Annotated in this window: 19 protein-coding genes; 16 read left to right on the top strand and 3 right to left on the bottom strand. The window is 63.5% G+C overall.

The annotated features are described in order from the left end of the window. Positions 1–65 precede the first annotated feature (65 nt). The 10 genes from BMX92_RS19295 (at position 66) to rlxS (ending at position 10045) form a co-directional block, all read left to right on the top strand. Complete coding sequence (locus BMX92_RS19295; protein ID WP_371262478.1) at positions 66–1142, top strand: ArdC family protein; 1077 nt, start codon at positions 66–68, stop codon at positions 1140–1142. Continuing rightward, entirely contained in the window at positions 1139–1573 is a 435-nt protein-coding gene (locus tag BMX92_RS19290; protein WP_093019523.1) for a DUF2958 domain-containing protein, read from the top strand. The genes BMX92_RS19295 and BMX92_RS19290 overlap by 4 nt, the downstream gene beginning before the upstream one ends. A 120-nt stretch (positions 1574–1693) precedes the next feature. Next, complete coding sequence (locus BMX92_RS19285; RefSeq protein WP_093019521.1) at positions 1694–3607, top strand: ParB/RepB/Spo0J family partition protein; 1914 nt, start codon at positions 1694–1696, stop codon at positions 3605–3607. 108 nt (positions 3608–3715) lie between these two features. After that, positions 3716–4159: a hypothetical protein gene (locus tag BMX92_RS19280; protein WP_093019519.1), complete on the top strand. Its 444-nt coding sequence runs from the start codon at positions 3716–3718 to the stop codon at positions 4157–4159. A gap of 930 nt (positions 4160–5089) precedes the next feature. Beyond that, positions 5090–5410: a DUF736 domain-containing protein gene (locus BMX92_RS19275; protein WP_037474232.1), complete on the top strand. Its 321-nt coding sequence runs from the start codon at positions 5090–5092 to the stop codon at positions 5408–5410. Between the two features lie 180 nt (positions 5411–5590). Further along, positions 5591–5815 (top strand): helix-turn-helix transcriptional regulator, encoded by a 225-nt coding sequence (locus BMX92_RS19270; protein WP_093019568.1) that lies wholly within the window; start codon positions 5591–5593, stop codon positions 5813–5815. Beyond that, positions 5808–6392 carry a S26 family signal peptidase gene (locus tag BMX92_RS19265; protein ID WP_256213513.1) on the top strand — a complete coding sequence of 195 codons (585 nt, stop codon included), beginning with the start codon at positions 5808–5810 and terminating at the stop codon, positions 6390–6392. The genes BMX92_RS19270 and BMX92_RS19265 overlap by 8 nt, the downstream gene beginning before the upstream one ends. Beyond that, positions 6380–6994 carry a lytic transglycosylase domain-containing protein gene (locus tag BMX92_RS19260; RefSeq protein WP_093019515.1) on the top strand — a complete coding sequence of 205 codons (615 nt, stop codon included), beginning with the start codon at positions 6380–6382 and terminating at the stop codon, positions 6992–6994. The genes BMX92_RS19265 and BMX92_RS19260 overlap by 13 nt, the downstream gene beginning before the upstream one ends. A 324-nt stretch (positions 6995–7318) precedes the next feature. After that, the gene (locus BMX92_RS19255) at positions 7319–7690 is read left to right on the top strand and encodes a hypothetical protein (protein WP_093019512.1); all 372 of its coding nucleotides are present in this window, start codon (positions 7319–7321) and stop codon (positions 7688–7690) included. A 342-nt stretch (positions 7691–8032) separates the two neighbouring features. Beyond that, a complete protein-coding gene (gene rlxS, locus BMX92_RS19250; protein ID WP_093019566.1) occupies positions 8033–10045 on the top strand; it encodes a relaxase/mobilization nuclease RlxS in 2013 nt (670 codons plus the stop codon). A 122-nt stretch (positions 10046–10167) separates the two neighbouring features. On the opposite strand, the gene BMX92_RS19245 is transcribed toward rlxS, so the two are convergent. The 3 genes from BMX92_RS19245 to BMX92_RS19235 form a co-directional block, all read right to left on the bottom strand. After that, a complete protein-coding gene (locus BMX92_RS19245; protein ID WP_143066826.1) occupies positions 10168–11154 on the bottom strand; it encodes a hypothetical protein in 987 nt (328 codons plus the stop codon). Positions 11155–11376: 222 nt separating this feature from the next. Continuing rightward, on the bottom strand, positions 11377–13014 hold the full coding sequence (locus tag BMX92_RS19240; protein ID WP_093019508.1) for an ORC-CDC6 family AAA ATPase: 1638 nt from the start codon (positions 13012–13014) through the stop codon (positions 11377–11379). After that, positions 13014–13739 carry a hypothetical protein gene (locus BMX92_RS19235; protein WP_093019506.1) on the bottom strand — a complete coding sequence of 242 codons (726 nt, stop codon included), beginning with the start codon at positions 13737–13739 and terminating at the stop codon, positions 13014–13016. Before BMX92_RS19235 ends, BMX92_RS19240 begins: the two co-directional genes overlap by 1 nt. A gap of 444 nt (positions 13740–14183) precedes the next feature. On the opposite strand from BMX92_RS19235, the gene BMX92_RS19230 reads away from it, so the two are divergent. Genes BMX92_RS19230 through BMX92_RS19205 form a run of 6 tightly spaced genes read left to right on the top strand, consistent with a single transcriptional unit; the run spans position 14184 to position 23568 of the window. Beyond that, positions 14184–15332 (top strand): cysteine desulfurase family protein, encoded by a 1149-nt coding sequence (locus BMX92_RS19230; protein WP_177185150.1) that lies wholly within the window; start codon positions 14184–14186, stop codon positions 15330–15332. Beyond that, complete coding sequence (locus BMX92_RS19225) at positions 15317–16216, top strand: DUF4007 family protein (RefSeq protein ID WP_093019502.1); 900 nt, start codon at positions 15317–15319, stop codon at positions 16214–16216. Before BMX92_RS19230 ends, BMX92_RS19225 begins: the two co-directional genes overlap by 16 nt. Then, positions 16213–19398, top strand: coding sequence for a hypothetical protein (locus BMX92_RS19220; RefSeq protein WP_093019500.1), 3186 nt, complete (start codon positions 16213–16215; stop codon positions 19396–19398). Before BMX92_RS19225 ends, BMX92_RS19220 begins: the two co-directional genes overlap by 4 nt. Next, entirely contained in the window at positions 19395–20219 is an 825-nt protein-coding gene (locus tag BMX92_RS19215; RefSeq protein ID WP_093019498.1) for a phosphoadenosine phosphosulfate reductase family protein, read from the top strand. The genes BMX92_RS19220 and BMX92_RS19215 overlap by 4 nt, the downstream gene beginning before the upstream one ends. Next, positions 20219–22021, top strand: coding sequence for a hypothetical protein (locus BMX92_RS19210; protein WP_093019496.1), 1803 nt, complete (start codon positions 20219–20221; stop codon positions 22019–22021). The genes BMX92_RS19215 and BMX92_RS19210 overlap by 1 nt, the downstream gene beginning before the upstream one ends. Then, the gene (locus BMX92_RS19205) at positions 22018–23568 is read left to right on the top strand and encodes a hypothetical protein (RefSeq protein ID WP_093019494.1); all 1551 of its coding nucleotides are present in this window, start codon (positions 22018–22020) and stop codon (positions 23566–23568) included. Before BMX92_RS19210 ends, BMX92_RS19205 begins: the two co-directional genes overlap by 4 nt. Positions 23569–23574: the final 6 nt, after the last annotated feature.

Raw genomic sequence — 23574 nt, 5'->3', positions numbered from 1 at the left:
CATCTTGCCGCCCACCCCCGCTTCCGGGGGAGGCCATGGTGGTTTTGGGGCGGTGCAGGAGGTGAATGATGCGTGCTCCCACGACCATCCGCGCGCGCGGCAAGGGCCGGAAACCCAAGGCGTCCAACGGCGGAGCCCCAATCGCGGCCAAGGCCCGTGCAGGGTCCGAAACGGCGCGCACGAACCTTTATGACGAGGTGACGGCGCGGATCATCGCCGAACTGGAGGCGGGCCGCTTTCCGTGGGTTCAGCCTTGGGGGCATCCCGATGGTGAGGGAAGCGCGATCAGTCCGGGCCTGCCGCGCAACGCCCTTACCGCACGCCGTTACTCTGGCGTGAACGTCCTTATCCTGTGGGGCGCAGTGATCGAGCAAGGCTATCCCTCGCAGGGTTGGCTTACCTTCAAACAGGCGCTTGAGGCGGGCGGCTGCGTCCGCAAGGGCGAGCGCGGCACCACCGTCGTCTATGCCGACCGCTTCACCCCCGAGTCCGAGAAAGCGCGCGCCGTCGAAACCGGCAACGACGCCAAGTCCATTCCCTTCCTCAAGCGATTCACCGTGTTCAACGTCGCGCAGTGCGAGGGATTGCGCCCCGGCCTCGCGCCCGATCCAGTCCCCTTGCCCGAACGCCAGATCGTGCCCGTCGCCGAGGAAGTGATCGCCGCAAGCGGCATCGCGTTCCGCGTCGGCGGCAATCGCGCCTATTATGTGCCCGCGCAGGACTATGTGCAGGTGCCGCCGCAACCGGCCTTTTTCGAGCAGATCAACTATTACCGGACCTGCCTGCACGAACTTTGCCACGGCAGCGGCCACCCGTCCCGGTTGAACCGCAATCTGGTCAACAGCTTCGGATCGAAGGATTATGCCCGCGAGGAATTGATCACCGAAATGGGTTCGGCCTTTCTCTGCGCCGCGCTCGGCATCGTCCCGACCGTCCGTCACGCTGATTATCTCGGCAGCTGGCTGGACGTGCTGCGCGAGGACAATCGCGCGATCTTCCGCGCCGCCAGCGCCGCCAGCAAGGCCGCCGACTGGCTGCTGGCGCGGCACGCCGCCGCCCAAGCTGAGGCTGTCCAACGCGATACTTCCCACGATGACACCGGCGAACGCCAAGCTCTGCAGGACGAAAGGCTCTCGGCATGATCCTCCTGACCCCCGAGCTTCACGCCGCGCTGCGCGTGAATGCGTCCGCGCACCGTGATGCGATGCAAACCGGCACCCACGGGCCCGACCCAGCGCCGGTCGTCAAATTCTTCAATCCCGTGGGCGCGGCAACATGGCTGGCAACCGAGCTGTATGATGATGGGGACACGTTATTCGGGCTGGCCGACCTCGGTTTCGGCTGTCCCGAACTGGGCTGTTTCAGCCTGTCCGAACTGGCGGGCATCCACCTGTCGTTCGGCTTGCAGATCGAGCGCGACATCGGCTTTTCGACGACCGTCAGCCTGTCGGTCTGGGCCGACACCGCGCGTCGCGCCGGTTCGATCAGCCAAGCCCAATCCATCATCTGGCGCATCGAGTCCGCGCCGGTTCCCGAGATTCCGACCGATCCCGAGCAAGGGAAAGGCGGATGACGCGCGGCGCGTCCCGTCGCAAGCCTCGCCGGGGAGGTCAACGACCCCGGTAACCGGTCCCGACGCGGCGAAACCGCGAATCCCGTGGCGACGGGACCGGCACTCACAAGGAGTAGACCCATGAAACTCGATTTTATCCCGCTCGACAAGCTGGTCGTGAGCAAGGCCAATATGCGTTACAGCAAAAAGGCCCCGGACGTGTCCGACATCCTGCCCACCGTCCGCAGCCGTGGCGTCATCCAGCCGGTCATCGTCCGTCCCAATTGCGCGCCCGGTGGCTATGAGATCGTTGCCGGAAGCCGCCGCTTCCATGCCGCGAAGATCGTGGCCGAGGAACGGCGGGCGGCGGGCGATATGACGCCGGAGCCCCAAGACTTCATGCTACCGTGCGCGATTCTCAACGAGGGCGACGATGCCGCTGCCATCGAGGCGTCGATGATCGAGAACATGGCGCGACTCGACCCCGACGAGGTGACGCAATGGGAGACTTTCACGCGCCTCGTCCGCGAAGGCCGCAAGGTGGAAGACATCTCCGCGACGTTCGGATTGCCCGACCTCACCGTCAAGCGCGTGCTGGCGCTCGGTAATCTGCTCCCCGCCATCCGCGACCTCTATCGCAAGGAACAGATCGACGCGGCGACCGTGCGCCATCTGACGATGGCGTCCAAGAGCCAGCAAAAAGCATGGCTGGCGCTCGCCGACGACGAGAATGCCTATCTGCCGACCGGCCACCAGTTGAAATCATGGCTGCTGGGCGGGCAGTCGATCCCGGTGAAACATGCGCTGTTCGACGTGGAGGCAAGCGGGCTTGCGACCATCGCCGACCTGTTCGGCGACGACCGTTATGTCGCTGATGCCGATGCTTTCTGGACGGCGCAGAATGCGGAGATCGAGGCACGCCGCGCCGCGTATGTCGAGCAAGGCTGGGCCGACGCGATCATCGTGCCGCCCACGACACATTTCTCGACATGGGAATATGAGAAGGCGGGCAAGCGCAAGGGCGGGCGCGTCTATATCGACGTGCGCGCGACCGGCGAGGTGATCGTCCATGAAGGCTATGTTTCCGGCAAGGAAGCCCGCCGGATCGCCAAGGCCGAGGGGTCCGAGAACGGGACCGGGACCAGCCCGAAAGCGGCGCGGCCCGAAATGACATCGACGATGCAGACCTATGTCGATCTGCATCGCCATGCCGCCGTCCGCGCCGCGCTCACCGGCCATCCGGCCATCGCGCTACGCTTGATGGTGGCCCATGCCATCGGCGGTTCACACCTCTGGCGCGTCACGCCCGAGCCGCAATTCACCCGCAACGACGAGGTGCGCGACAGCCTCGACAACAGCCAAGCCGAGGCGGATTTCGACGAGCGCCGCCGCGCCGTGCTGGCGGTTCTAGGCTTCTCGCCTGAGGAACCGACCGTGACTGGAGGCAGCATGGAACCGGGGGGCGACGCTGCTTGCGAGGCACGTGACTCCCAGCAGGGTGTCGTCGGCATCTTCCAGCGGCTGCTCGACCTTCCCGATGCGGTCGTCATGGAGGTGATCGCCATCGTCATGGGCGAAACGCTGGCGTCCGGCAGCGCCGCCGTCGAGGCGGTGGGCATGGAGATCGGCGTCGATATGGCCCGCTGTTGGCAGGCCGACGACGCCTTTTTCTCGCTGATCCGCGACCGGGAAGTGCTGACCCGGATCGTCGCCGAGGTGGCGGGCGAGACCGTCGCCAGCGCCAATGTGGGGGAAAAGACCAAGACCCTGAAACGCATCGTCCGCGATCATCTGGACGGCACCAACGGGCGCGACCGGCGCGAAAGCTGGGTGCCGCGCTGGATGGCGTTTCCACCCGCCGCCTATACGGCGCGGGGCGGCGTCGGCACGGTCGCGGCCCATGCCAAGGCGCAGGCTGCGCGCGAGATCGAGCGGCGGTTGCCGGACGACGACGAGCCTGATCCGACCGCACCCAGCGCGGTGATGGCCCTGCCGATCGAAGGGAGTCCCGTGCCTCCCTTCAACGACGACGAGGCCGACTGCCTTGCCGCCTGATCCCCTGCAGGCGGCGGAAAAACCGCCGCCTGCATCCTTTTCGTTCACGAAAATTCGGCCGCGCGCCCTCGCCCTGACGGACTCGGGCGCGCGGGAAAGGAGACCATCATGGCCGACCGCGTATCCGCGAGCATCACCATCGGCGGCACCCTGCCGCAATCGCTGCTGCCCGACCTTACCACTCTCGTTCAGGCAGAAGGACTGTCCACCGAATGGGACGGCGAACCCTTCACGCTCTCGATGTTTCGCGAGGGCGTGCCGCTCGAACTCATGGCGCATGAAGTGGCCTGGGGCCGGTTCGAGCACCTCGAAACATGGTGCGTCGAGCATGGCCTGCCATTCACACGCTGGTCGGGCGCCTATTGCGGTCAATGGGGCGCCGAGCGCGTCGTGTTCACCGGCGCGGGCGAGGTGAAGTCCTATGCCGCCGACGAGGACGACTATATCCTGATCGGCCGTTGCACCGTCGAACGTCTCGGCAGCTACGAGGCGATCCTCGCCCACTTCGCAGCGGGCGATTTCGCGGTTCCGCCGCTGCGGCTGATGCCCTGAATATCGGCCGCGCCCCGGCCTGCTGGCGCTGGCCGGGGCGCGGCTATTCCCTTGTCCTCATCAGCGTGCGCGCGCCAGTCAGGCTTATGCTGCCAGCGCACGACGTCGGTCACCACCAGTTCGGACCCGACATCGCGACCGGCCAGCGTCACCCGCGCGACCGTGCGGTTATAGCTGCGCCCGACCCGCATGATGGTGACAGTCCGGCCGTCGAACAGCGTCCGGGCGCGCGCCGTCGCGGATCGCGCGAGCGAGATTTCGGTCCTGCATCTGGCCTGTCCCGCTTGGGTTTCGGCGGCGTCTATCCTGGCGATGCAAACGCCAAGCCGCTCTCCAGCCGGAGGGTATCGCCATCTTGTGCCTGGCCGACGCGCCCCTGGCCCGGCGGCGCGGTGGCAATCCGTAGCAACGTAGCGCAGCCTGTCGGAAGGCGGAGGATGGTCATCGACATGTCGCTCGCCTCTATCGCCTCTTACCCCGGACGCGAAGCTCCGACCGGCCGTCATCGGCCACGCCGACGGTAATTCTGGCAGCGTCGCCGTGCGTGCCTTGGACGATCGATCCGATGGCGCGGTGGTGCGTCCGCGCAGTCCACGACCAATCCATCGCGAGGGATAAACCGGCGGCATTGTCGTCGTTACCACTACCGTGGCCCGCACCGTTTCCGGCTCCTCGGGCGCATGACCTGGGACGGTCGCAGTCCCGCTAAACCATCGCCGCGCGGCTTATTTCCCCGCCCGCGCCCACCCCACGCGGCATGCCGCGTGGGGTGGGCGCGGGCTCCTCGCGGTCGCTGCGCTTCAAATAGGCCTTCGGCTCCGGTCCTCCGCTGCCGCTCCGGCCTGCCGGTTCGCGGGCCTGCTGTGACCGTCCCTCAGGTCCGCCCATCGCCCGGGAACGGTTCGGGGCGACTTTTTAAGGAGACGAACAATGCCAGCCATCGGTTATGTCACCCGCGACGGAAACGGCTTCAAGGGTCAGCTCAAGACGCTCTCTATCCGCACCGACATCGAGATCATTCCAAACACCCGCAAGTCCGGCGACACCCAGCCCGACTATCGCGTGTCGGCAGCAGGGGTCGAGGTCGGGGCGGGATGGATCCGGCGCGGCGAAATGAGCGGCAAGGACTATGTGTCGCTGTCGCTCGCCGCCCCCGAATTCGGCCCGCGCCGACTCTACGCCAATCTCGGCCGCGCCGCGGGCCAAGACGATGACGATGCCTTCGCGATCATCTGGAACCCGGCCGACTGAGCGAACCGCCCCGCGCCCGAAATGGGCGCGGGGCATCGCCGCCAGCCCGAAACCCCGGTCCCGAAACAGGGAGGTCGGAATCGCATGGGTCGATTTGCGACCCTGCCTGAGAGGACCGTATCGATCCAATCCGCACCTCTCAGCCGACGCACGGTGCATCGGCGCAGATGGACCTTCATCATGGACGATACCGCGACACGTGCGCAGGCCGCGCGCGAAACCTGCCCCTTCCTCACCGCCAAGCAGGCGGCCTTTCATCTTGGCCTTGCCTATTCGACGCTCAAGCGCCTGCGCCAGACAGGCAAGGGGCCGACATGCCGCCTGCATGGGCGCACCTGGCGCTATCATATCGACGATATCGAGACGTGGTCGGCAGCTCGCGCGCGGGGAGGCGACCGTGGTTGAGCGCCGGATTCGTGATCGCCCGCTGCCGCTTTTCGCCTGGCTGGAGGTCCGGCGCGCCGCCCATGTCCGCCGCCTGCGGCTGCGCCGCCGCGCTGCGCTGATCGGTGTCGGCATCGCCTCTCTCGGCCTCACGATCGCGCTGCCGCCGGTGCCCCGGCTCGTTTGGAACGCCAGCGCCAGCGCGCCCGTCGGACTCTATGCCGTGTCGCCCGGTGCAGCGCTCCAGCGCGGCGACATGGTGATTGCCTGGCTGCCGGCCCAAGCGCGGCAATTGGCTGCACGCCGCCACTATCTGCCATCCAACGTGCCGCTGGTGAAGCGCGTCGTCGGCATGGCTGGGGATAGAATCTGCGCGGTGGATCGCGTTGTGACGCTGAACGGAAGGCCGGTAGCCATCCGCCGCGCCGCCGATGCCGAAGGCCGCGATCTGCCCGCGTGGCAGGGGTGCATCCGGCTGCGGCCGGGAATGGTCTTCCTGCTCATGACCGAGACCCCGAACTCGTTCGACGGGCGTTATTTCGGGGCAACGCTGGCGCAGGATATCATTGGCAAGGCGACCCCGCTGTGGTTGCGCTGAGGACACTCGCGCTCGCCGTCGCGCTGTTCGTCGCGACCCCTGCCGCTGCCGATCCACTCGATCGCTGGCGAGTAGAGATCGCCGAGGCGTCCGCGCGGTTCGGCGTGCCGGTCGCGTGGATCGAACGGGTGATGCGCGCCGAAAGCGGTGGCCAGACCATGCTTGGCGGGCGACCGATCACTTCCCACGCGGGCGCGATGGGCCTTATGCAGCTGATGCCAGCGACGTGGACAGCAATGCGCGCGGCGCACGGCCTGGGGGGCAATCCCCATGATCCACGCGACAATATTCTCGCAGGCACGGCCTATCTGCGCGCGATGCATGACCGCTTCGGCTATCCTGGATTGTTTGCCGCCTACAATGCCGGTCCCGGCCGCTATGCGGCGCATCTTGCATCAGGCCGTGCGTTGCCGACCGAGACGCGCGCCTATCTCGCACAAGTGTCGGGCACGCCATCGGGTCCATCGCAATCCCGCTCGCAGCAACCGCCACCAGCATTGTTCATCGCCCTTCGCGCCAGCCACGAACCCGTGACTCCATCACCATCACGCGCGCCAGACAAGCCGTCCGATACGCTGTTCGCGATCCGCGCACCCCGTTGAGCCTGCACAGGCGGCAGCGTCGAAGGGTGTGGGCTGCGAGGGCATCGCGCGATCTCGGACGTTGGAGAGGGGGCTCGTCTCGGCAAGGCCCAGCATGACGGGCGGCGAAGCGGCTGTGCAAGGCCGGCGGCCCCTCCAATTTTGCCGCGAGCCGGAGGCTGCTGCGCAGCCGAGTCTGTTTGTTTTCAGCGCAACAAAATCGGTTCCTCCGCCGCCGCTGCGCGGCGCTTCCGGCTGCGCCTCCAGCGGCCCTGACAGCCGCTCCGCCACCCGTCGTCGGAGGTCTGTCCTCGATGAGGAGGATTTCAAGCGAAGGAGGCGATCATGACCATGTTTCAACCCATCGGTGCGGCGTCGGCCAAAGATACGGATCGGGTAATGGCAACGCTCGTGGCAGGACTCGAAATCGAGTTCGGACGGGACGCAGGAGAGGCGCTGGCACAGCGGTTCCTGGAGGCTGAGGAGAGCGATTTCCTGTGGGACGCGCGCGTGTCGGAGCGGTGGCTCGGCGCGTATCAGGCACAGGATGAGGAGGGTTTCGAACTCGATCGGGTAGCAATTATCGGGCGGCTGGATGGCCGCTGGTTCGTCGCGGTGAGCATCATCGATGGCGATGGAAACGCGCAGGGATTGATGGGGCGGCGCAGCTTCAGGAGCGAACGCCGGGCACGCGAAGCATTCGCTGCCACGCATTGATCAGGGCATCGGAAACGCCGGGACAGGGTGCTGGACAGGCATCGTGTCCCGGCTCTTTTTTGCCTCGGCTCGGGCGACATGGGCGGGCATCAGGATAGCGGAAGTGGGCGACAGGAGCGCTTCAGGCGGAAGGGCGGCGTAAGGCAAGATAAAGCTATGGCACTGGCGCGCCATAAGCCCTTGTCTGCACATCGTTTTTTGGACCTGGGACCGGCACTGCCCTCTCGGCGCCAGTGCCGTTCCGCGCCGAAGGGACGGCATTCCGCCATGTTGGGTGGCACCGGTTTTCATATTGCCGACTGCGCGGCATGCTTGCCCTTCACCGCCTACGGAATCAGCAAAATGGCCGACGACGACAGCTTTGAGCCGCGCCTTGGGCGCCAGCGCCAGCAGGGCGGCAAGCGCGCCCGGCGCTACCTGGGCCGCGTCCTCGCCGCCGCCAATCTTGCGGGCGGCGGCGCGGCTGCGCCTGGCCTCGCACGCGGAGCATTTTCGGGCACCCGGATCGGGCGCGGCGCGGGCGTCGGGCGGATGCTTGCCAGCCGTGGTGGACATGCGGCCTCGAACGGTCGTCGGGTCATCGTCAAGGCGAGCATCGTCAAGCTCGGCGGCAAGGGCGCATCGGCGGCCGCCGCGCACCTGCGCTATCTCCAGCGCGACGGCACGACGCGCGAGGGCGAACGCGGCACGCTCTATGGGCGCGATGCCGACGCCATCGATGGCAAGGCGTTCGGCGAACGCGGCGCCGATGATCGCCATCAGTTACGCTTCATCGTCTCGCCCGAAGATGGCGATCAATATGACGATCTGAAACCCCTGACCCGTCGGCTGATGAACCGGATGGAAGAGGATCTCGGGACGAAGCTCGACTGGGTCGCAGTTGACCATTTCAACACCGGCCATCCGCACACCCATATCGTCGTGCGCGGGAAGGACATGTCCGGCGCCGATCTCGTCATCGCCCGTGACTATATGACAACCGGCATCCGCGAGCGTGCCGCCGAGCTGGTCGATCTTGATCTTGGCCCGCGCACGGACCGTGAGATCGCGCAGGCGCTGCGCGCCGAAGTCGAGCAGGAGCGCCTGACCTCGATCGACCGGGCCTTGCTCAAGGGGGCGGACACCGAGCGGGTGGTGGCGACCAACGGTCGCGACGCCTTTGACCAGACGATGCGCGCCGGCCGGCTGGCGAAGCTGTCGCGCCTGGGCCTGGCCGAGCCGCTCGGCGCCGGACGTTTCCGGCTCGCGCCCGACATCGCCGATACACTCCGCGCATTAGGCGAACGTGGCGACATCATCCGAACGATACAGCGTGAATTTTCGCGCGCCGCGATTGCCCGAGCACCGGCCGACCAGGCGATTTACGATCCAGCCGCACCCGATGCCCGCCCGCTGGTCGGCCGCGTGCTGGCGCATGGGCTCGCCGACGAGCATGCCGATCGCCATTATCTGATCGTCGATGGCGTCGATGGGCGCAGCCACTATGTCGCGATCGGCAAGCCTATCCTGAGTTTCACCGAAGGGGACACGGAAGCCGACGCCAGACTGCCGCGCGGTGCGATCGTGCGGATCGATCCGGTCAGCCCGACAGTGCGGGAGGTGGATCGGACCATCACTGCGGTCGCCGCCGCCAATGGTGGACGCTATGACGTGGACGCCCATCTTCGTCACGATCCGACCGCCACCGAAGCGTTTGCCGAGACCCATGTCCGTCGGCTGGAGGCAATGCGGCGGACATCGGGGATAGTCGAGCGCGAGCCGTCCGGTCGCTGGATCATCGATCCGGACCATCTGGCGCGCGTTGCGGCCTACGAGACGGCGCGGCTGCGCGACCGTCCGGTCGCGATCACGATGCTGTCGGCGCAGCCGCTCGACCGGCTGGTCGATGCCGATGCTGCGACCTGGATCGATGGCGAGCTTGTGTCGGGCGCGCCCGAGCCGGTTCGTGACGCCGGGTTAGGTCATGAATTGCGGGAGGTGCAGGCACGTCGTCGGCAGTGGCTGGTGGCGCAGGGATTGGCCGAAGAAACTGCGGGCAGCACGACGTTTTCGAACGGCATGATTGTCACGCTGCAGAGACGCGAACTGCTGCGGGTTGCAGACCAGCTCGCCGACGAGATGAAAATGCCATTCCGGGAAGCTGCCGAGGGAGCCCGGATCGAGGGCGTCTATCGCCGTTCGGTCGATCTCGTCAGCGGACGCTTCGCGCTGATCGAACGCGCCCGGGATTTCACGCTCGTGCCGTGGCGATCGGCGCTCGAGCGGCAGGTCGGAAAATCGGTCTCGGGATTGATGCGTGGCGACGGCATCAACTGGTCGGTCGGAAGGGGACGTAGCGGGCCATCGATCGAGTGAGAGGAAGACGGAGGGTGTTCTTGTGGCACCGTTTGTCACCCTCGGGAGCCATTATCACAGCCATATAAAGGGGCCTATCAGGAGTATTGTTCCGCTCAAATGTCTGGCAACATTGGCGTTATTCAAGGCCAAGAATTCAAGTCCATTTCCGGCTCACCGTCGTACCACCGTTCGGCGCAATGTAGCTGTTCGAGCGCGGATTTGCCGTCACGGGGATACTCGAGCCAGGATTCTAGATGAGTGCCTCGGTCCACGAGGCTGCGTGCGATAATCTGCAGCAACAGTAAGAGTAGCCGGATGTTCGTGTGAAACCGCCTGAGATGCGGATCCTCGTCAGCGCGATATTTTGAGCTATCGCCCCAGTCGCCTGGCTCTGGCTTCTGGACATCGCCATGAATGACGCGGTTGCGAAACTGCCGAAGATATTCGGCCGCAATTCCCGGAAGGGAACCCATATCGAGCAAGCGGCGCATATCGCGGTGCGCGAAATCGACTTGGCCGTAATCAAGGGCAAACGCGTTGAACAGTACCGCGCGGAAGTGAGGCATCTCGCCGCTCGCCAGGCGCACCACAATATCGCGCCCTTTAGCGCCTTTCCCGACCACACCCGCACCCATCACGTCGATCAAGCTTTCCCAAGCAGTCCAAACAAAGGTGAATACGATCGTCGCCGCCAAGTGCTTGGCCGCGAGTTCGCTGTCTGCGGATTCGTAGTCGGCTACCGGGTTGCACCACATGCTCAACCCGTCGACATCGGTGTCAGCGAATAAGTCCGTCAATGCATAGGCGAGGCGGAGATTATGAGCAACGTCACCCCAGCCATCGCCTTGCGCAAACTGCCCGATTTCCCGAGCAGCCACGCACATTCGTCGAACGTGCTCGCGCAAATCGATGAGGTTGCCGTTCCCTTCAACGTCGCCCCAGACAGCGTCAGTGGCGCGATAGCGTACGCGCACTTCTCCTTGGTCAAGGGACCGCCAGTCGAGCCGTTCACCGCCCGGCAACGACAGGAGATCTTGCAATTGCAATTTTTCCTGTGGGCGGAGACGTAGGGGCGGATCGATCCGATCAGCGAGGCCACGAAACAGTCCGGAAATTCGCAAACGCAAGCCAGACTGTTTGGGCACTAGCGGCGAGCCTCGTCTCTTGAATTCCAAATTTGCGCACCGGGCGGGAGAAGAAGTGGTGAACCTGCGCATCACCAAACGCTAACATGCGTAGCCCCTCCCGTGCTACCGGTTCATCATCATGTCTCGTGACAACCTCGACTATGCGCTGCTTACCTGAGAAAACTGCTGCCCCGCACGCTTTCTCAACACTTCTTGCATTGCTTACCCAGAGAGATATTCTAGCGCCGCGGCAGTTACCACGTTTTTCATCCTCTTCGAGCGGACTGGGCCGATGTACTTCGCTTCCTGAAACTTTGACTCTGGGGCAAGTAACGCCTTATGGATTGTGCTCAAGCCCACTGAGAGAAGCGCTCGCCGCTGATGATCGGTTAGATCGAGCTTGGCAATTGGCTTAGCCAACAGCGTAGAGAGGTTCACCGCAAGGTCAGCCTCAATGGCCGATCCAACGATCCCTTCAATCTCCACGAATCGCGAATTAGACGCGCCGAACTCGGTGAATTTTTTCTGGGTATTGTGCCTTCGTAGTTCGCCGATCACAGGAATCGGCGATACCTCGTCAGCTACGAGGCATCCCACGTTGATTGCATACCGGGCACCGATCTGACTTGCCGTCCCCTTGTAGCCTTCATCGATTCGCGAGAGGACCCCAATGTACGTGAGGAGGCGTATCGCCTCCTTAGCCGCCGCGGGCGCATCTCGCGAAACCCAGATCACGTTGCTACGAACATCGCGCTTATTCTCGCGCCACCGATCATTCTTTTTCTTCGCCTCGGGAAGGACAGTCTCCTGCATAAACTCTCGCCCGAAGTCGATCAGGGCCTTATGCCCAGGATACCTTTCAGCGAGGCTGCTATGTTCGGCCCAAATCTGAACGCGATAGAAATCCTTGATTACCGCTTGCACATCGGCGACGCGTAGCTTTCCGGCGAGCGCGACGGTCTTGAGAAGGAGACGAGGATTCCCGCTGACCGCGTAAGCGAGAGCATCGAAGTTCTCCCCGCGCTCAGCGATATCCTTCTGCAGGGTGGAATTGGCCTGCCTCAACACAATGTCACGCATCTGCTTGGCGTAGTCACGCTCGGATACATCTCGAACGAGTTGCTCGATGCGCGCATCGTGGGTGCCCTCGAAGACGCCGCCGTAGGAGGTCACACCGGGATAGACGGCGGCGTTGCAGGTCATGCGTGAAGATCGCAAGTCACGGAACAGCGTGAAGAACTGCCGCTGCTGCTCAGGCCGGAAAATGTGAGCTGCCTCATCGAACAACACGTTGAAACGCCGGATCCCGTAATCGTCGCAGATATCCTCGATCGCATCCCTGAACTTCTCGATCGTGGGAACAGCCGCGTCGTCAACATGCACATCTGGTGTCTGATAGGAATCCTCGAAGGCCTGGGCGACCTGCTCCAGCCTCGTGGCTCCGCCCAGCGCGGCTGTCGTAGCGTCGGTGCCACCAGTCAGCACGTTCAATGCACGCGAGGTAGCCGCTGCGAGGCCCTGCTTCTGCACCGCACGGAAGATCGTCGATGCGAGCCGGCTCAGCATCCAATGGAGAAACTGTCGCTCACTCGGCGATTTCAGCAGCGAACTGCGGTTGAATGAGACGTAGATCGGCAAGACCTTGTCGGTGGCGAAGTCCTTCAGCTGTCGCTGCTCGCAGACGCGAAGGAGCATCGATTTGCCCGTGCCGCGACTCCCTTCGATGATAACGGGGGTCTGATTCCTGAGCAGGAGCACAAGCTGCTCGTCGCGGGTGTTCGGGACATAGATGTCCAACGTCGAGTCCGGATGCAGGTCCTCGGTGCGAATAATGAAGTCGTCCGTACCATTCTCAGCCATCAGGCCGGCCCTCCAAGCCGCTCGCGCACCGGAGCGACACTCCCGAGCCGGTCTAGTAGCATTGCTTCGACCAGTCCTGTGCGCTCACCGTCGAGTTCCCCCAAGTAGCGAAGCGCCAAGCCGAAATGAACCGTCGATCTCAGTGTCTCAGCCTTCTCACACCAGGTTCTAAACGCATCCGCGCTGAACGCGATGCTTCTCGGCAACTGAATTGCGTTCGAGATGTTGCCATGTGTCGTTTCGGAGAGTTCCTTGTAAAGCGTCCGGACGACCCCTCTGTAGGCCCCGGTCCTATCTTCGAGGGCCGGAAAGAAGGCCTTCGCGAAGCGCACGCTGAATACGCCCCTCTCCTCGTCGACGATCGCCGCCCATGACGTGTCCTTGGCGTTGCGAAGCCATTCACTTAGACCGATCGGGTCGGCGGAAAGGAGAATCCCTTGAAGGTGAAGCTCAAGAACTAGCCGGAGTCCCTTAAAAGCGTTTCGGTACTGGCCTTGGACCAGATTGAGCATTGCGATGAAGTATTCGCGGTGTGCAACCTCGTACAGGGCCCGCTCAGGACGCCCTGCAAGCGCAGACAGCCAATGCTCGAGCTCGGCACCAAAAACATATTGTTGCGCAAGCTGCGCCTCGCGTTCCTCACCGAACGAGGTTGCCATAGCCTGGGTGCAGGATTCATGCAGCCGCTCAAGCGCCGCGCGAGGCGTTTTAGGCGCCTTGGTCATCGTCAGTTATCCCCCGCACCGACTCGCGATCGGCTTGTCGACTTGGTTACGCGACTCCGTTCCGCAGTTAAACCAGTATTGCTGTGGTCGATGGATCGCGGCGCGAAGGTCGCCGGAACAGCAACTGGTGACGACCGCCTAAATGTGCGAAAATCTTGGTCCGCCCCGCTACCGCCATTGGCGTCAAGCAGCGAGCGATAGACGGACGCCTTGTGCCCCCTTCATCACGTTCGAGACCTCCTTCGCGATTGCGGAAAAATGCTAATTCTTTATATGTTCCGCGTCAGGCGCACGTGCGTTGCGCGCAGCGACAAGTGGTTCGGATGGGTCGTTGGCGGCGCGTGAGCGCGATCCTATAAGCTTTTAAGCGCGCGAGGGGTGGTAGAAGTTGTGTTGAACACCAAAATTGATAACTGTCCCTACTCACATCAGGCGTCTTCCGCGGTGATCAACCTGGATGCCGCCGCAAACACCACACCCACCGAAGAAGTGATCGAAGCCGTCGTTGCCGCACTCCGTGGAGGTGCCGCCAATCCGGCGAGCGCCCACGAGCTCGGAGACCGCGCGCGCGCGATCCTTGCCCGCGCGCGCGACAGTTTGCTGTCGCTGGTCACTGGTGCGGCAGAGGAGGGCGTGACGTTCACATCAGGGTGCACCGAGGCGAATAACACCGTCTTTGCGGGCATCGAAGCAGCAACCATCATCACCAGCACGGTAGAACATCCTTCGGTTATCCGCTCGGCCGAACGGGCCAAGTTGACCGGCGCGATAGTTCACTTCGTCCCCGTCGACGGGGCGGGAATAGTGGATCTCCACCGGCTGGAATCCCTGATCGGGTCGGCACAGGGTCCGCTTCTCGTCTCGATCCAGTTCGCGAACAGTGAGACTGGCGTGATCCAGCCGATCGCAGAAATCGCGGCGATGCTGGCGACACGTCCGATGACGACGTTCCACTCCGACGCGGCGCAGGCCTTTGGTAAGCTGCCCATCGATCTGTCGCCTGGCCTTGGTCCAGACGTGATCACGGTCTCCGGGCACAAGCTGCACGCGCCGATGGGCGTGGGAGCAATTGTGGCGGCAGAAAGGGGCATATTGCTAGCTCCCCTACTCGTCGGCGGTGATCAGGAAAGCGCACTCAGAGCGGGCACCGAGGCGGTACCTTTGATCGCTGGCTTCGGCGCGGCGTGCGATCGGCGTGCCAAGGCGATGAGCAAATTAGTTGAGCGCATGAAGGCGCTACGCGACCGGCTGGAAGCCGGACTGCGCGTTGCCATCCCCGACGCAAGTCTCTTTAGCGCCAAGGAACGCCTACCCAACATCTCCAGCGTGAGGTTTCCTGGCGTCGATGGTATGTCCATGATCGCCCAGCTGGACAGTCGCGGTGTCGCGGCATCTCAGGGATCGGCTTGTGCCAGCCGCCGGCCAGAGCCGTCACACGTACTGATCGCAATGGGTCTGGCTGAAATCGAAGCGTTTGAGACCATCCGGTTCTCGCTCTCCGTGCTGAGCTCCGAAGCCGAAATCGACGAGGCAGTGTCAATCATCGCCAATTCGGTTGGACATCTGAGGAGCGTCGCATGGGCACGAGCTTGATGCGCTTCTCCTACGGCGGCCACGTCACCTTCCCGGTGCGATACGGTTGGCTGCCCAAGGGCCTGTCGCGCATGAGGCGGGATGGAGCTTTCCATCCGAGCACCAACGTCGGCGACGATTTAGGCCTCGGTTCGAAGATGGTCGAGTCGCTGAGTTTCTGGCTCAAGGCCACCGGTCTCGCACGGGATGCAGAGGGCGAAGCCAGGACCGGGCGTGTGCCGTCCGAGATCGCGGACCTCGTCATCACCCATGATCCGTATTGTGAACTGCCAGGCACGTGGTGGTTTCTCCATCTCGTACTTGCGACGCACGAGGGCACCGTTTGGTCCTGGTTTTTCAACGACTATTCCGACCGCATTTTCGATCGTGCTACCTGCGTGGAGTCATTCCTCCAGTTCACCCGCGCGAAGGCAATGCGTCCGGCAAGCGAGGCAATGGCACTCAAGGACGTGGCCTGCCTGCTAAGCGCTTATGCCGCGCGGCCGGGGGTTGATGTCGTCGATCCCGACGACGTCGGTGCATGTCCGTTCCGCGAACTCGGCCTCGTGGTGCGTCATGAACTCGTGCGACGGTTCGAGCGCACGCGGGCACCAATCGGCCTGCCGAACGAGGCCTTCCTCGCGTGCTCGTCGCTACTTGCTGAGGAGACCGGCAAGGATGCCCTTTCCCTGAGGGAACTTGCGACGCTCCGCTTTGGACCGGGCCGCGTCTTCTGCGCCGGACTCGACGCCATCGACGAGATGGTCGGAAAGGCATCCAGTGTCATGTGGATGAAGGGTGTCAGCGTCGAGACCCTGGCCGGTGAGCGGTATCTGCGGACTACGATCAGGCCGGTCGAGCAGTGGCTGCGCGACTACTATCTCCGGATTGGCGCGACAGCATGATCGGCGCCGATTTTTTCCGCTCACTCAGTCTAGTCGAGGATCTGGAGTACCCGGATCGGTTCGGACATTATCGTCCGACGCGCCGCGCACTTCCGATCATCACGGCGATCGTCGAACCCGCGTCCACGACTATGGTCATCGCGCCTTATGGCAGCGGGAAGAGTTTAGCGGCGGGTGTCGGAGCGTTGGCGGTCCGCAACTCGGCCGACGATCGCCGCGCGCTCATGGCCGTTCTGGAGCGCACGGACCAAGTTGACCCCGCAGTCAGCGGGGCGCTACGCAGCCGCGCCTCGGCGCCGCTTCAGGGACACGTCGTCATCCTTTCGGGAATGATCGACGACCCCATCGCCGCGATCGCTGAAGCGCTTGGAATGACCCGGCCACCGAAGAGCGTCGAGGGCTTCGGCAAGGCCATGCGCGACGGTGGTTGGGATCACGTCGCGATCATCTGGGACGAGTTTGGGCGACATCTCGAAGGGCTGGTGGCCGACGGACGGTCGAGCGAACTGGACGTCGTCCAGCGTCTCGCCGAGCGGGTGGCGCGCGCGTCCGGGCCGACGATGAGCCTCACACTGCTCCTCCACCAGAACCTGCTCGCCTACGCGACACGTCTGAATGATACGTCACGGAGCGAATGGCGCAAGATTGAAGGGCGATTCCGGCCGCTTCGGATGATCGAGGATAGCCAGGAGTTCTACCGCCTGATCGCGGATGTGGTCTCGGAGATGCGTCCTCCGGAGAGTGTCGTAATCATGCCCCGCGTTGATCAGGCCCTCGCAGACGAGGTCGTCAAGTGGAAGTGGCTCGATGGCATCGAGGACGGTGGTCAAGCGCTTGGGATCTTGGACGATGTCAGGCCGCTGACAGCGGGAGCGTTGCAAATCCTGCCGACGCTGGTCGCCCGGGTCGGACAGAACGAGCGCAGCCTATTCTCTTTCCTGCGCGAGATTGACCTGACCCGTAAGGTCGATATCGAGGTGGTCTACACCTCATTTTCGGACGCTATGCGGACCGACGTGGGGATTGGTGGCATATATCGGCGCTGGATCGAGACTGAGAGCGCGCGTTCAAGGGCCGACACCCCGCTCCAGCGAATGCTGCTCGCAGCCGCATGCCTGCTGCAGCTTGGGACGAGCGGCGAACGACGGCGCCTGCCTCGTAACGTTCTCGAGCTGGCTGTTGCCGAGACGGAACTTCCCGCCAAGGAAATCGCTGCCGCGGTCGATGAACTGCTAGAAGCCAAGCTGTTGCTCTGGCGCAAGCACACCGACGACGTTGCGGTTTGGCACGGCGCCGATATCGACGTCGCGATCCGCGTGCGCGAGGAACGCGAGCGGCGCTCGAGCGCATTCGATCTCCGGGCATTTCTGGAAGACCGTTTCCCCGCGCCGCATATCCGCGCTCCACGGCACAACGCCGAATTCGGCGTGAACCGCTTTCTGATGGGACGCTACGCATCCGTCATCGAACTGGCCGAGCTGCTCGAAGACGGCGACCCTGCCTCTGGCGCGATCGTCTACGTACTTGCGGAGAGCAAGGGCGACATCGCCGCAGCCCGAAAACTGGCGAAGAAATCCAGCGTTCACGCGATCATCGCGATTCCCGACAGGCCACTCGCTGCTGAAAGTGCAGCGATCGAGCTAATATCGATTGAAGCGCTCCGCGCCGACAAAGAATTCGTGGCTTCGGATCCGATGGTGACGACCGAGATAGACGAACTCCAGTCGGTCGCGTTCGAGGAGTTGGCGACCCTCCTCCGGGGGGTGCTGGACCCGCGCGCCACTGGTGCGACATGGTATTCCCAAGGCGAGCGTCTGGACGTGTCGCCCGAGCGGCCAGGCCCCATGGCGGCATCGCGCCTCCTGAGTCAATGGTTCGACAAGACTCCCAAGATCGCAAACGATCAGCTGATGCGCAACACTGCGTCGCGCACGATGCAGACTGCGCGCGTCCGCGTCGTCGGATCCATTCTCGAACGCTCCGGTCGCGAGCGGTTGGGGTACGAGGAAGGTGATCGCGGCGCGGAAGGGTCAATCTACCGAACAGTGATCGAGAACACGGGGCTTCGCCCCAAAGGATCGACGCGGTTCGCCGACCCCGATCAGATCACCGACCCCGGTTTCAAGGAAGTCTGGCTCCGCATTGCCGACTTCTTCCGCACACCGACCGGCCGCAGCGGTGGCGCATACCGCGACCTGAGCGCGTTCGTCTCGACCCTTGCTTCGGCGCCGATGGGCGTCCCGTTGGCGGTCATGCCGCTGCTTATCGCTGCGGGGTTCAAGCACTTCTCGCGCGCAATGGCGCTCTACGACAACGGTCGATACGTCGCTGACACGCTCGGCTTTCAGTTCGATAACATGGTGACGAACCCGGAGGGGTTCTGCGTGCAGGTCCTCGACCCCACACCCGATCTGGTCGAATACTTGTCCGAGGCCGCCTACGTCTTTTCGCACGAGCGGCCGACGACGAGTGATGAACTCGTCCGGTTCGCGCATGATGCGCTTACACGCTGGCTGCTCACCGTTCCGGACGGCTCGAGACGCTCGCAGAAGCTGGGGACTCATGCGAAGGGACTGTTGCGGACGGCAGGCGGTTCCTCTGACCCGGTGCAACTCCTTCTCAAAGATTTGCCTTTAGCGCTCGGCGCCAAGGGTCCTTCCCCGAGCCTGATCGCGAAGCTGGAATCGGCGCGCAAGGAGATCGACCATCTTCGCGACCAGTTCGCTCAGGATGCGGTCGAGGTGATCGCGGAGAGCTTTCGCTCCGCCGACCTTGACGTCGACCCGCTGGAGGCGGTCACCGCATGGGCGGGATGCTTCGACGCTGCATCGCTCGACAGGCGCGACGACCTGCGCATCGTTGACCGCGCGGTGCTACGGAAGGCCGTCGAGACGGTGAATGGCCGCTTCTCGCCGAAGTCGCTCGCCAACACGCTTAGTTCGATACTGCTCCAGCGTAGTCTCGACAAGTGGGACGACCGCACAGCAGCGCAGTTCAGGTCCGCGCTCCGCGATGCCCGCGAACGCATTGAGGCGGCGGCGCTCGACACCGAGTCACCGACGGCGGCGCTGAGGCCGATCGTTCAAGCCCGCGTCGAGGAACTCACCAGAATGCTTGTTAAAATCGACGAAACGGAGGACAGTCGAATCCGCGGCCTTCAGGTCGCTGGGGGAAAAAGATGAGCTTGCTGTCCACCAACGTCGACGACGCGGTGAGAGATACCGAGGCACGGCACATTGTGCCCGTGTCCGGGGGCAAGGACTCGTCCGCTCTGGCCGTCTACCTGAAGCAGCGCAATCCCGAAGTGAACTTCGAGTACGTGTTCTCCGACACCGGCGTCGAGCTGCCCGAGACGATCGACTACCTGGACAGGCTTGAGAACATCATCGGGGTGAAAATCCACCGCGTCTCGGCGATGGAGATGTTCGACGTGGCGGAGAAGCCGGGCCGCACGGCGTTCGACGTCGCGCTGTTCGAGCACTTCGCAGGATTTCTACCCAGCCCGCGCGCGAGGTGGTGCACGCGGATCATGAAGATCGCCCCATTCGAGCGGTTCATCGGCGGCGATCGCGCCTATTCTTACATCGGCCTGCGTGCTGACGAGAACCGCGCTGGTTACCTCGGGACAGGCACGGCTGGCGCCAAGCCGGTTGTGATATCGGAAAAGCCCAACATCACACCCGTGTATCCCTACCGGGACGATGCGATCGACCTTGCCGAGGTCGGCCGAATCCTCGACAGCGCCGGGCTCGGCCTGCCGGAATACTACGAATGGCGGAGTCGGTCGGGCTGCTACTTCTGCTTCTACCAGCAAATCGGCGAGTGGCAGGGCCTCAAGGAACGCCATCCCGAGCTGTATGAGAAGGCGAAGGCATACGAGACGATGAAGAAGGGGCGGAAGTATACCTGGGTCGATGGCCGCTCGCTCGACGACGTGGAGCGGATGCCGAGACGGGCGGTGTCGGCAAAGGCGGAGGACGGCTGCGCCGTGTGCCACCTGTGATGCCGGAGCTGAAGCAGAACCCGCTTGTGGACTTCCTTCGGTCCTATGGTCCGCTACCGTCTTCGAACGCTCAGTTCGACGAGCATGTGCAGAGCACCGCGAAGCGTAAGAACGTGCAGCCCCTGCATGTCACGGCGGCCAAGAAGGACGCTTTAGAGAAGGCGTGGGCCGCATCGGACAGGCCGAGCGTCGTGCTCACCGGCACCGCTGGCGACGGCAAGACCTACACCTGCCGCCGTGCGCTTGAGGATGCGGGGGCGGACATGACCGCTTGGGCGACCGAGAAGGTGCTCGACGTCGAAGTGCCAGGGACAGGAACGGTCAAGGTCGTGAAGGATCTTGCGGAGTTGACCGACGACGAAAAGGCGGAGGTTTACGACGCCTTCGCCGCGTCAGTGACCAACGGCGACAGCGCCATTCCACTGATCGTAGCGTCGAACGATGGCCAACTCGTCGCATTCGTCCGCCAGTTCGCTCACCGGCACCCTGCCGGCCCGGCAATCGACGAGGCAATCCGCAAGATGCTCGTCGAGGAGAGCGAGGATTCGGCCGATCTCTCGCTACGGCTCTACAATCTGAGCCGGCAGCCTCACGACGCACTGTTCGGCGAGGTGGTCGACGCTATTGTCGACCACCCAGACTGGAACCGCTGCGATGGGTGCACGCTCTTGGTGGCCGGAACGTGCCCGATCCGCCGCAACCTTGCAATTCTTGCGGGTTCTGGAGATCCTTCCTTGCGGCTCAGACTGTCGCAACTGATCCGAATAGCTGCACTCAATGGTACACACCTGCCCGTGCGCCAGTTGCTTCTCCTCTGCTCGAATATCCTTCTCGGTGACGGTAAAGGTGGCGGCCTCATCAGGTGTGTTGACGCTCACGTCATCGCGCAGAAGGACGACGCGGCGGCGCGGGTAAACCCATATCGCAACGTGTCGGGCCTCAATTTCGAGCCGACGGAACGCCGTCAGTTTCGCGCCTTTACCGTCTTCGACAGCTTCGGTCTCGGCCGAGAGACGCTGAACGCCTTCGACGAGATGATGCTGGAGCGCGAGCCGGCCAACGCATTCGAGAAGTTCATGGCTGCGGACGCTCAGTTCGGCGACCCATTACTGGCGAAGGCAAGGGCGCAGTATCGCGCGGCACCAACCGATGTTGACATGCCGGCGCTGCACGACGCGCTCGCTGATCAGCGCAGACGTCTATTTTTCACTCTCCCGGAGGAGAAGGGACGACTTGACCCCTGGCTGCTGACCATTTTCACAGGCGGCGGCGACTACCTACGCTTCGCGGCAAATCTCGGTGAAGGTTCGGACGCAACGAAGGCCAAGCGCCATCTGATCATCGGTCTCAACCGCGTCTACACGGGCCTGATGACCGACGACGACGATAAGCTCTGGTTGACCGGACCTGCGGGTAATACCCAGAGTCGTCAGGGGCGCGTCCTTGACACTGCCGCACCCATCCGGCTCGGCAGGTCTGCGCAGGAGCGCCTCAGCGTGGATTTCGACGCGAACGGTCTCAATGGACGTCCACGGCTGACACTCTCCAGCGACGACGAAGTGATTAACTCCATCGACCTCACCCCGCTGCTCTTCGAATATCTGATCCGCATTAAGGACGGAAGCCTTCCGTCAAGTTTCTCGCGGCAGTGTTTCGAGGAGCTGCGCCAGTTCCGCCTGCGCTCCGTTGCCAAGCTGGGTGCCGCGGGCCTCATCCCGTCCGATCCGCACGAGGTCACCCTGGTCCGCCTGCCTCAGAGCGGAAAGCTGGCGATGACCGCTCTGCCCTTGGGTGTCGCATGAACCAGGCGAAACGCTTCAAGGTCGATGGGGCCTTCGACGTTCCCGAAACGGCGCAGCCGGACTCGTGGAAAGTGAACGTCGAGCAGATGATCTGGGGGCACCGGCTCATCAACGATCAAACCAGCTGGCTGCTGCTACTCGAGGCAATGGCGATCATGTCGGCGCGCGCGGCGGACAAAAACGTAGAAACGATCTTCGCCGCCAACGATGGCGCGCACGAAGAATTCGTCTACCAGGTACCGACTCGGCGTCACCTCCGCCAAGTCCTTTTCCAGGATCATGCCTTGGACGCCATCGCACGGGGCGGTGACGACCTTTCGGAAGACGCGAAGTGGGAAAAGTGGCTCAATGGCCGCAATCCCAAGGAGATTGCTCACCTCCGCGAGCGGTTCGAGCGCTTCTCATCATTCCACGACGCTGTGGACCTGCTCCGCGCCGCCGTGGTCGAACCCGAACGCGACCGCCGCCCCACGTCGCGGCATCTTGTGCCGGGTGGCGTGGATATGCTGATGGCCGACTATGGGCTGAAGGCTGGGGACAAGATCAACAACGACCGCAAATTCTTTGCGCGCGGTGGCGAGCTAGTTTTTCTCATGCTCAACCGAAGCAAGCACTCTGCGCAGCTGGAGCAACTAGTAAGGAAGCGGCTTCTCACGGCCGGCAGCCGGTGGAATAAGGTCGCCCGCCTTCTCCAGCCGCCGAGCTCACACGACCCCGATCCCGTGCAGTACAAGATCGGATATCTGCCGTTGCCGAGCCATCCGACTTACGATCGCTTGGCCGAGGACTGGATCGCGTTATTGTCGCTCGAACAGCTGCCCGACGACCAATTGGCCGAACCGCTAATGCGGCTCACGGGTCTCCACGTCGTCCGCTACCTCATCGAACGCTCGGCGGAAGTCCTCGGCCGCCGAACGGAGCAACCGATTCCGCTCGACATGGCGACCGACAGCGCCGCGGGTCTTCGTCGCGTCTCGCGTGAGCGGTTCCAACTTCACCGGGAAATGTCGCGGTTGGCAATCTCCAAGGTGATCGATCAGTTTGCGGAAAGCCAAGAATGGAAAGATGCAGACGAGGCTGGTGATCCGGTGGCGATGCGGAAGAAGATGCTGAAGGAGGCATTCTCCCACACGGTCGCGCCGAAGACGATCAACGCAGCCGCTATGATCGAGGAGATGCGGGGCGAGGCGCTGACGAAACACGCAAACCATCTTGGCCTCATGCTCGCCACCCAGACCGATCGGATCGGGCTGGGCGTCGCAAGGCCAGGTCAAGGCCGGTGGTATGCGGCCAGCAACGGTTTCCTCGAGGCGATCGTCCTCGCCAATGTCACCGCCCCAGTCGAACTCGAGCAGCACCTCGAACGGCTCTGGGCTCGGTACTCCTTCGTCGTCGGGCCATTGGTCGGCCAGCGTAGGCTCGGGGAAGACGCCCCATTCGAGCAGCTACGGTCGAACCAGCGAATCTTCGAGGAACGGCTCCGCATGCTCGGCTTCGTCGAGCGCCTGTCCGATGACTGCGCGTTCGTGCGCAATCCCTATTGCTGACGCGAT

It is taken from the genome of Sphingobium sp. YR768 (assembly GCF_900111125.1).
GTDB lineage: Bacteria > Pseudomonadota > Alphaproteobacteria > Sphingomonadales > Sphingomonadaceae > Sphingobium.
The sequence above is the reverse complement of the archived record's forward strand: the minus strand, read 5'-3'. Positions and strand labels throughout refer to the sequence as shown.

Bases quoted from the DNA above. Each gene is read 5' to 3' on its own strand.
- BMX92_RS19270 (WP_093019568.1), top strand. From the start codon at position 5,591: ATGGACGATACCGCGACACGTGCGCAGGCCGCGCGCGAAACCTGCCCC.
- BMX92_RS19285 (WP_093019521.1), top strand. From the start codon at position 1,694: ATGAAACTCGATTTTATCCCGCTCGACAAGCTGGTCGTGAGCAAGGCC.
- BMX92_RS19280 (WP_093019519.1), top strand. From the start codon at position 3,716: ATGGCCGACCGCGTATCCGCGAGCATCACCATCGGCGGCACCCTGCCG.
- BMX92_RS19275 (WP_037474232.1), top strand. From the start codon at position 5,090: ATGCCAGCCATCGGTTATGTCACCCGCGACGGAAACGGCTTCAAGGGT.
- BMX92_RS19235 (WP_093019506.1), bottom strand. From the start codon at position 13,739: ATGACCAAGGCGCCTAAAACGCCTCGCGCGGCGCTTGAGCGGCTGCAT.
- BMX92_RS19225 (WP_093019502.1), top strand. From the start codon at position 15,317: ATGGGCACGAGCTTGATGCGCTTCTCCTACGGCGGCCACGTCACCTTC.
- BMX92_RS19290 (WP_093019523.1), top strand. From the start codon at position 1,139: ATGATCCTCCTGACCCCCGAGCTTCACGCCGCGCTGCGCGTGAATGCG.
- rlxS (WP_093019566.1), top strand. From the start codon at position 8,033: ATGGCCGACGACGACAGCTTTGAGCCGCGCCTTGGGCGCCAGCGCCAG.
- BMX92_RS19220 (WP_093019500.1), top strand. From the start codon at position 16,213: ATGATCGGCGCCGATTTTTTCCGCTCACTCAGTCTAGTCGAGGATCTG.
- BMX92_RS19295 (WP_371262478.1), top strand. From the start codon at position 66: ATGATGCGTGCTCCCACGACCATCCGCGCGCGCGGCAAGGGCCGGAAA.
- BMX92_RS19205 (WP_093019494.1), top strand. From the start codon at position 22,018: ATGAACCAGGCGAAACGCTTCAAGGTCGATGGGGCCTTCGACGTTCCC.
- BMX92_RS19255 (WP_093019512.1), top strand. From the start codon at position 7,319: ATGACCATGTTTCAACCCATCGGTGCGGCGTCGGCCAAAGATACGGAT.
- BMX92_RS19240 (WP_093019508.1), bottom strand. From the start codon at position 13,014: ATGGCTGAGAATGGTACGGACGACTTCATTATTCGCACCGAGGACCTG.
- BMX92_RS19210 (WP_093019496.1), top strand. From the start codon at position 20,219: ATGCCGGAGCTGAAGCAGAACCCGCTTGTGGACTTCCTTCGGTCCTAT.
- BMX92_RS19215 (WP_093019498.1), top strand. From the start codon at position 19,395: ATGAGCTTGCTGTCCACCAACGTCGACGACGCGGTGAGAGATACCGAG.